The sequence below is a fragment of the Staphylococcus hominis subsp. hominis genome, assembly GCF_002901845.1.
GTDB lineage: Bacteria > Bacillota > Bacilli > Staphylococcales > Staphylococcaceae > Staphylococcus > Staphylococcus hominis.
Map to the genome: position 1 here is coordinate 1,021,745 of NZ_PPQE01000025.1, position 8,115 is coordinate 1,029,859.

Here is an 8,115-nt window from a genome sequence, read left to right on the forward strand (position 1 = left end):
TGATTTTATAATTTTTAGCTTGATTTTTCAACTGAAAATGAGAAACAAAATGATACATTTTACTAGTATGAAAAAGCTAAAATCCCGAATGCTTTATAAATATTATAACATATCATATACATCATCGTTGAAGAAATTTAAAGTTAATTGATACTTTTTGATTCAATATATTTTTCGAATCCTTCTTGTAATTTTTTAGTAATTGGACCTACTTTACCATCATTTACAATTTCGCCATCAATCTTTACGACAGGTGTTACTTCAGCAGAAGTACTAGACACAATGACTTCATCTGCATTTTTTAAGAAATCAACTGTAAATGTTTCTTCATTAAATGGTATGTTGTAATCTTCAGCAACCCATTTAATTACTTTTCGAGTAATACCATTTAAAATGTAATTATTAACGGGGTGTGTATAGATTTCGCCATCTTTAATCGCATACACATTACTTGACGCACCTTCAGTAACAGTTTCTTCTCTATGTTGAATGGCTTCTGTTGCGTTATATTTAACTGCATATTCTTTAGCAAGAACATTTCCTAATAAGTTTAAACTTTTAATATCACAACGTAACCATCTAATATCTTCAACAGTTACAGTATTAATGCCATTTTCAAAGTCGTCATATGGACGATCATAACTTTTAGCAAATGCCATAATAACAGGTTTAACTTCTGGAGTTGGGAAAGAATGGTTTCTTGGTGCTACACCTCTTGTCGCTTGAATATAAATTCCACCATTTTGAATGTCATTGATTTTTAAAAGTTGTCTTACAATATCTGTTAGCTCCTCGACAGTATAACCTAAATCGATTTGAATTTCACTCGCACTTCTAAGGAACCTTTCAAAGTGTTCAGTTACTGTAAATAATTTACCGTTGTATGCACGAATATATTCATATATACCATCTCCAAATACATAACCCCGGTCTTCATAAGAAACTTTTGCGTCTTCTTGATTTAAAAATTCTCCGTTAATAAATACTTTTGTCATTATTTATCCCTCCACACATAGTGAATAAATTGCTTCTAAATAGATACTTGTTGCGTTGAATAATTGTTTTTTAGTAATATATTCATTCTTTTGATGCATTAAATCCTCTGAATCTTCAAACATAGCTCCAAATGCGACACCTTTGTCTAAATTACGTGCATAAGTGCCTCCACCAATTGTATAAGGTTCTGTCATATCACCCGTTTGATTTCTATAAGCAGTGACAAGTTTTTGTACAAATGGATCATTTTTATCTACAAAATGAGGTTGTTGAACTTTACCTAATTCTATTTCAAACCCTTGAGATTTGATTTCATTTTTAAAACGTTCTAAAGCAGTTTCAAATTCGAAGCCTTTAGGATAACGTAAATTGATACCAAATTTGCCACCTTTTTCTTTATCATACGTAATGATACCTACGTTTGTTGTCACGTCTCCCATGACATCAGTATGGAACTTCATACCCATTTTTTCGCCAAAATGAGATTCATGTAAATAACGATTACTAAATTCAGCGAATTCTTTTGCAGTTTGATTAAGATTCAAAGTTGATAGGAAGTCAATAAGATATAAACCAGCATTCATACCAAGTGAAGGATCCATACCATGGACGGCTTTCCCTTCAACAGTTAATACCAATTCACCATTATCTACAACCGCTTCACCTTCTAATTGTTGTTGGTCTAGATAATATTCGAAATGTTGAACTACGTCTGTCATATTTTTTTCAACCAAAATGTGTGCTTTAGCATGATCAGGAACCATATTATAGCGTTGACCAGATTCAAATGAAAGAAGTGTTGCTTCTGAATGATCAGTATGAGGTGAGCTTACATTTTGGACTAAATCAAATGTTGTAATTCCTTTTTCTCCATGAATAGCAGGGAATTCAGCATCTGGTGCAAAACCTAAAGCAGGCATTTCTTCTGTTTCGAAATATCTTTCTGTACATTTCCAGTCAGATTCTTCATCTGTACCAATAATAATATGAATACGTTTTTTCCAATCTACATTCATTTCATTTAAAATTTTAACTGCATAGTAAGCTGCGATAGTTGGACCTTTATCATCAAGTGTACCTCTTGCCACAATAGCATCATCTGTTACAACAGGTTTAAATGGATCAGAGTCCCAACCGTCTCCAGCAGGAACAACATCTACATGACATAAAATTCCCAATACATCTTCACCTTGACCTGATTCAATTCTTCCAGCAATATGATCAACATCATGGGTAGAAAAACCATCTCTTTGAGCAATTTTATACATATAATCAAGCGCTTCACGAGGTCCAGGACCAACTGGTGCTTCCTCTGAAGCTTGATTATCATCTCTCACACTCTTGATTGAAAGTAATCCATTTAAATCTTCAATAATTTGACTTTCATATTCTTGTACTTTTTCTTTCCACATTAGAGATCAACTTCCTTTTCAATAGATATACCTATTATTTTACATAAATCTAGTATTAAATGACAACAAGATGTCAGAAAATTTCATAGTATATAAAAAAAGAAGTGAGAAAAAATTTTCTCACTTCTTTAAAATTTAAATTTAATGTCTATCATCTAAGGCATTATGATTGTTTTTTAAATCTTCTTCAGTGACTACTCTTAAATTATTATTAACAGTTGCGCCACCTTCATCATCGAATTTACCTTCTGCTAATTCATGTGTGTCATTTTTTTTAGTATTCACATTAGTGAATTTAGATTTTTCATCTTGTAATAAAGATTTAGGATCATTTTTTAAACGATTTGCATAACCTTGTGGGTCATTCTTTACATTTTGAATTGTTTCATTTGCTTTTGAACTAATATCATTAACTAGTCCTTTCGCATTTTGTTTATAGCCTTCTGGATTTTCTTTATATTTATTATACTCAGCTTTTAATTTATTTCTGCTACTTTCACGTGATAATGCTACTGCAGCTGCTGCTGCACCAATTCCTGCCACAATTCTTAATAAACCTGCACGTTTAGCCATCATATTACCCCTTTTCTCTTTTATTACTATAAAAGTTTTAATTCTTCTGAAGTTAGTAAACGATACTCTCCAGATTTTAAGTTTTCATCTAACGTCAAATTAGAAATTTTAAGACGTTTTAATTCTAATACCTCATTATCAATTGAATGAAACATTCTTTTCACTTGATGATACTTTCCTTCATAAATAGTAACTAAAGATAAATTATGATCTAGTTTTTCAAGTTGTGCTGGTTTTACTTTGCCATCTGATAATTCAATTCCATTTTTAAAAGCAATAATATCTTCGTTTTTAATAGGGTATTTAGAGGTTACTTTATAAGTTTTAGACACATGTTTAGATGGACTCATTAAATTATGGTTAAATTGTCCATCATTAGTAATAAGTAATAAACCTTCAGTATCTTTATCTAGTCTGCCTACTGGAAATATATCAAGATGGCGGTAATCAGCAATAAGATCTATCACTGTTTGATTTATATCATCATAAGTAGCAGAAACATATCCTTTAGGCTTATTTAACATAATATAAACATGATTAATATACTCTATTATTTTGCCATCTACAGTAATTTCATCTTGCTCAGGATTCACTTGGTATTTAGGTGATTTTTCCACTTTATCATTAACTTTGACACTATTTTTCTTTAAAAGCTGCTTTACCTCAGTACGCGTGCCAACTCCCATATTCGATAAAAATTTATCTAATCTCATTTTAAAAATCCAACTTTACGTCTAATTTTTTCTGGTAATTCACCAAGAAATTGATCAGCTAATCGATTTTTAATTGTGATACTACCATACACTAAAGCACCTACAATAACCCCAACGAGTAATATAATCATTGCTCCAAATTTACGTTCTACAGGGACAAAATGACCTAAAATTAAGTAAACAATTTCCACACTAATCATCATGATTAAACTATAAATAAAAATTTTCGCTACTTGCACAAATGTTTCTGTAAATTCATATTTCGCATATATTTTTAAAATAAAGAAATTTGCTGTAATCGCAAAACTCAATGCAATAGCAGTACTTAAAATTGCTCCTGCAGTATGGAAAGTCATAATTAATGGAATATTAAGTGCTAACTTTAATACAACGGCTCCTAAAATTACAAACACTGTCAATTTTTGTTTGTCTATACCTTGTAACATCGAAGCAGTAACACTAAGTAAAGAAATTAATATTGCTACAGGGGCATAGATAAATAACATTTTGTTTCCATCTGGATTATATTGATAGAAAACTGTATATAAAGGTGCAGCCAGTGCCATTATCCCTAAACTTGCTGGAACTGTAATATACATTAATACACCGATTGATGTTTTAATTTGACGATGCATTTCAGTTAAACGACCTTCTGCATATGTTTTAGTAATATATGGTATTAAACTTACCGCAAAACCTGCTGCAAGTGATGTTGGAATCATTACAATTTTATTGGTTGTAAAGTTTAATATCGTAAAGAAATAATCTTTATTTGCATGGAATCCTGCTGCATCTAGTGCATTGTTATGTGTAAATTGATCAACAAGGTTAAATAATGGGAAGTTTAAACTAACAATTACAAACGGAATACTGTATGCAATAATTTCTTTATACATTCTTCCATAAGAAATGTCTAATCCTGTACGATCAGACTCTACCATTTTTTGAATGTGAGGTTTACGTTTTTTCCAGTAATACCAAAGAGTAAATAAACCTGCAATTGCTCCCACAGCGGCTGCGAATGTAGCTACACCATTGGCTTGTAAATATGTACCATGAAAAACATTTAAAACTAAATAACTACCTATTAATATAAATATAATTCTGGCTAACTGTTCAGTAACTTCAGATACAGCAGTTGGCCCCATCGATTGATAACCTTGGAATACCCCTCTCCATGTTGCTAATAGTGGGATAAAAACCACTACTATACTGATGATACGAATAATCCAAGTAATCTCTGGTACTGTCCATCCACCTTTTCCTTCTTTTTGACCTAAAGTAATAACTGCAATATCAGGTGCTAAATAAAACAATATTAAAAATCCTATAATACCTGATATCGACATTACGATAAAACTCGATTTATAGAGTTTCTGTCCAACTCTATATGCTCCTATTGCATTATACTTTGCTACAAATTTTGAAGCTGCTAAAGGCACTCCAGCTGTCGCGACAGCAATAGCAATATTATAAGGAACATAAGCATAGTTAAATGGCGCTAACTTTTCCTCCGCATTTGCACCCATAATCGCATAAAAAGGAATTACAAATAAAACACCTAGAATTTTAGTAATTAAAATACTAAATGTTATCAAAAAGGTTCCGCGCACCATTTCCTTATTTTCACTCATATTCAATCTTCCTATCTTTAATTTAATCAAACTATGTCGTTATACATCTGTCTAAACTAAGGACTTGCATTACTATAAAATATATCACAAAATACTTATTGTTTCTCGTTTCTTTTTAAGTTTTTTTGTCAATTATTCTCACTATTATTAACTAAAAATATTGTAAGTTCTTTTATTTATGTATTTAATACACTTTTTAAGGCAAACTTCTACTTCAGTTCGCAAAATAATAAGTATTTATGTAGAATATAGATGTATGATAACGGAGGTTAATATATGTATCAAACAATAATCATTGGCGGTGGACCAAGTGGATTAATGGCAGCAGTTGCTGCGAGTGAAAATAGTAGTAAGGTTCTATTAATCGAAAAGAAAAAAGGTCTTGGAAGAAAATTAAAAATTTCTGGTGGTGGTAGATGTAATGTGACTAATCGTCTACCTTACGAAGAAATCATCAAAAATATACCAGGAAATGGTAAATTTTTATATAGTCCATTTTCAAAATTTGATAACGAATCCATAATAGAATTTTTTGAAAGTCGTGGTATAAAATTAAAAGAAGAAGATCATGGAAGAATGTTTCCAGTTTCAAACAAATCACAAGATATTGTTGATACTTTAGTTAATACAATTAAGAATAACAACGTTGAAATTAAAGAAGAAACTGTTGTTAATGACATTTCTAAAAATGATCAATCTTTTATAGTAAAAACACAAGATGGCGAATTTGAATCAAAAACAGTTATTATTGCGACTGGTGGAACAAGCGTCCCCCAAACTGGATCCACAGGTGATGGCTACAGATTTGCTAAAAATCTAGGCCACACTATTACTGAATTATTCCCTACTGAAGTTCCTATTACATCTAGTGAATCTTTTATTAAAAATAAAACACTTAAAGGCTTAAGTTTAAAAAATGTAGAATTATCAGTTTTAAAGAAAAATGGTAAAAAACGTATTAGTCATCAAATGGATATGATTTTTACACACTTTGGTGTAAGTGGACCAGCTGCATTACGTTGTAGCCAATTCGTTTATAAAGAACAAAAAAATCAGAAAAAACAAGACATACAATTACAATTAGATGTATTTCCAGAGATTTCTTTACAAGATTTAGAAAATAAAATAAAGAAAATCTTAAGCGAAGAACCAGACAAATATATAAAAAATGCACTGCGTGGTTTAATAGAAGAAAGATATTTATTGTTTATGCTAGAACAGGCTGATATTAATGAAAATACAACATTTCATCATCTTTCAAATCCACAGTTGACTCACCTCGCAGAACATTTCAAACAATTCATTTTCACTGTTAATGGTACCCTTTCAATTGAAAGAGCATTTGTTACGGGTGGTGGCGTTTCTCTTAAAGAAATATGGCCTAAAACAATGATGTCAAAAATTCAACCTGGTTTATTTTTATGTGGAGAAGTATTAGACATTCATGGGTATACAGGCGGCTACAATATTACAAGTGCTTTAGTTACCGGCCACGTCGCTGGAAGCGAAGCTAGACAATTTATATATACTTAAAAATAAAAAACACTCCAAAAGTTAAGTAAAATTATAACTTTTGGAGTGTTTTTTATTTCATATTTTGAATACGAAGATAACTGAATTTATTTTTTATTATTTATCTTCTTTTTTTCTTCGTTTTAATAATAATAGCAGACCACTTAATAATGTGAACTCAGCTAAAGATAATAATGAGTTTTCATTTTCACCTGTATAAGGTAGAGTATTTAATTTTGAATGATTATTATTCACATTAAATTTATTATTAAAATTATTAAATGTAACTTTGTTGTCATTAACCAATCCAAAGTTATTTTCAAATTGCTTAACATTCACATGTTCAATCTCATTAATAGTCACTCTCGTTAATTCATTAATATCATTAGTAGTCACATTTTCAGCTAATTTATTTAAAGCTTTCATAACATAAACATCAATTTGTTTATAAGCTTTATTTCTATTATATTCTGATATATTTGTTAATCCTTTAATATACGCTTTACGTTTATTTGCTACATCAAAGATTTGAGATTTAGCTTTCAATTTTACTTTGTCGATTAGAACTATTTTATTAAATTCTTGAAGATAATGTATTTTTATATTATCAACTTGTTTATTAGTTTGAGCTTGGTTTACTTTTTCTTCTGCTTTTTTATATGATTCATCAAGTTTTTGTTTTATGAATAGTTTTTCATCTATTGTAAATGTTTGATCAGATGATACTTTATCTTTTAATTTTTGTAATTCCACTTCTAATTTAGATAAAGCATCTGCTTTTTTAATAACTTCAACTTGAATACTATTAATTGATTGTTTACCTTGCTCTGTAGTCTGATCGACATCTGAGTTAGTATTGGCACCTTCGAGCAGTTTTTTAGCTCTCATTACTGCCTCTTCTACTTTTTGTTTTGCTGCATCCTTTTCTTCTTTTGTTGCGTTTGGTGTTTGATCAATTTCTGCTTTCTTTTGTTTAGCTAATTCGTCGATAGTTTGTTTAGCTACAGATTTTTTAACTATTTCTGGTTGAATTTCATCAATAGCATGTTTACCACTTTCTTTGGCTATTTCAACATCAGAATTAGTCGTAGATTGAGCAATATTATTCTTTGCTTTTATAACTTCTTCATCTACTTTTTGTCTAGCCACATCCTTTTCTTCTTTTGTTGCATTGTGATTATTCTCAATTTCTGCTTTTTTAATTGTTGCTTCATCATCTATCGCTTGTCTAGCTAAAGATTTTTGTATTGTCTCTGGTTGAATATTAGATATAAT

7 protein-coding genes are annotated in these 8,115 nt (G+C 30.3%); 1 reads left to right on the forward strand and 6 read right to left on the reverse strand.

Features of this window, described 5'->3' with window-relative positions:
- Window positions 1-143: 143 nt before the first annotated feature.
- The 5 genes from dat to CD034_RS06565 all read right to left on the reverse strand — a co-directional run bounded on the left by dat (window position 144) and on the right by CD034_RS06565 (window position 5,328).
- A complete protein-coding gene (gene dat / locus CD034_RS06545; RefSeq protein ID WP_002449691.1) occupies window positions 144-995 on the reverse strand; it encodes a D-amino-acid transaminase in 852 nt (283 codons plus the stop codon).
- A gap of 3 nt (window positions 996-998) precedes the next feature.
- Window positions 999-2,408 (reverse strand): Cys-Gly-3M3SH dipeptidase, encoded by a 1,410-nt coding sequence (locus CD034_RS06550; RefSeq protein WP_103288220.1) that lies wholly within the window; start codon window positions 2,406-2,408, stop codon window positions 999-1,001.
- A gap of 141 nt (window positions 2,409-2,549) precedes the next feature.
- Window positions 2,550-2,981, reverse strand: coding sequence for a YtxH domain-containing protein (locus CD034_RS06555; protein WP_002449677.1), 432 nt, complete (start codon window positions 2,979-2,981; stop codon window positions 2,550-2,552).
- Window positions 2,982-3,007: 26 nt separating this feature from the next.
- On the reverse strand, window positions 3,008-3,694 hold the full coding sequence (locus CD034_RS06560) for a pseudouridine synthase (RefSeq protein WP_049335739.1): 687 nt from the start codon (window positions 3,692-3,694) through the stop codon (window positions 3,008-3,010).
- Window positions 3,691-5,328, reverse strand: coding sequence for a putative polysaccharide biosynthesis protein (locus tag CD034_RS06565; RefSeq protein ID WP_049431071.1), 1,638 nt, complete (start codon window positions 5,326-5,328; stop codon window positions 3,691-3,693). Before CD034_RS06565 ends, CD034_RS06560 begins: the two co-directional genes overlap by 4 nt.
- 276 nt (window positions 5,329-5,604) lie before the next feature.
- Here CD034_RS06565 and CD034_RS06570 point away from each other — a divergent pair, with 276 nt between their 5' ends.
- Window positions 5,605-6,861, forward strand: coding sequence for a BaiN/RdsA family NAD(P)/FAD-dependent oxidoreductase (locus tag CD034_RS06570; protein ID WP_002455186.1), 1,257 nt, complete (start codon window positions 5,605-5,607; stop codon window positions 6,859-6,861).
- A 96-nt stretch (window positions 6,862-6,957) separates the two neighbouring features.
- Here CD034_RS06570 and CD034_RS06575 read toward each other — a convergent pair.
- The coding region (locus CD034_RS06575) for a DUF1542 domain-containing protein (RefSeq protein ID WP_219727359.1) at window positions 6,958-8,115 on the reverse strand (1,158 nt) is incomplete at its 5' end.

Excerpts from the sequence above, each read along its gene's own strand:
- dat (WP_002449691.1), bottom strand. The coding sequence starts at position 995 with ATGACAAAAGTATTTATTAACGGAGAATTTTTAAATCAAGAAGACGCA.
- CD034_RS06550 (WP_103288220.1), bottom strand. The coding sequence starts at position 2,408 with ATGTGGAAAGAAAAAGTACAAGAATATGAAAGTCAAATTATTGAAGAT.
- CD034_RS06555 (WP_002449677.1), bottom strand. The coding sequence starts at position 2,981 with ATGGCTAAACGTGCAGGTTTATTAAGAATTGTGGCAGGAATTGGTGCA.
- CD034_RS06560 (WP_049335739.1), bottom strand. The coding sequence starts at position 3,694 with ATGAGATTAGATAAATTTTTATCGAATATGGGAGTTGGCACGCGTACT.
- CD034_RS06565 (WP_049431071.1), bottom strand. The coding sequence starts at position 5,328 with ATGAGTGAAAATAAGGAAATGGTGCGCGGAACCTTTTTGATAACATTT.
- CD034_RS06570 (WP_002455186.1), top strand. The coding sequence starts at position 5,605 with ATGTATCAAACAATAATCATTGGCGGTGGACCAAGTGGATTAATGGCA.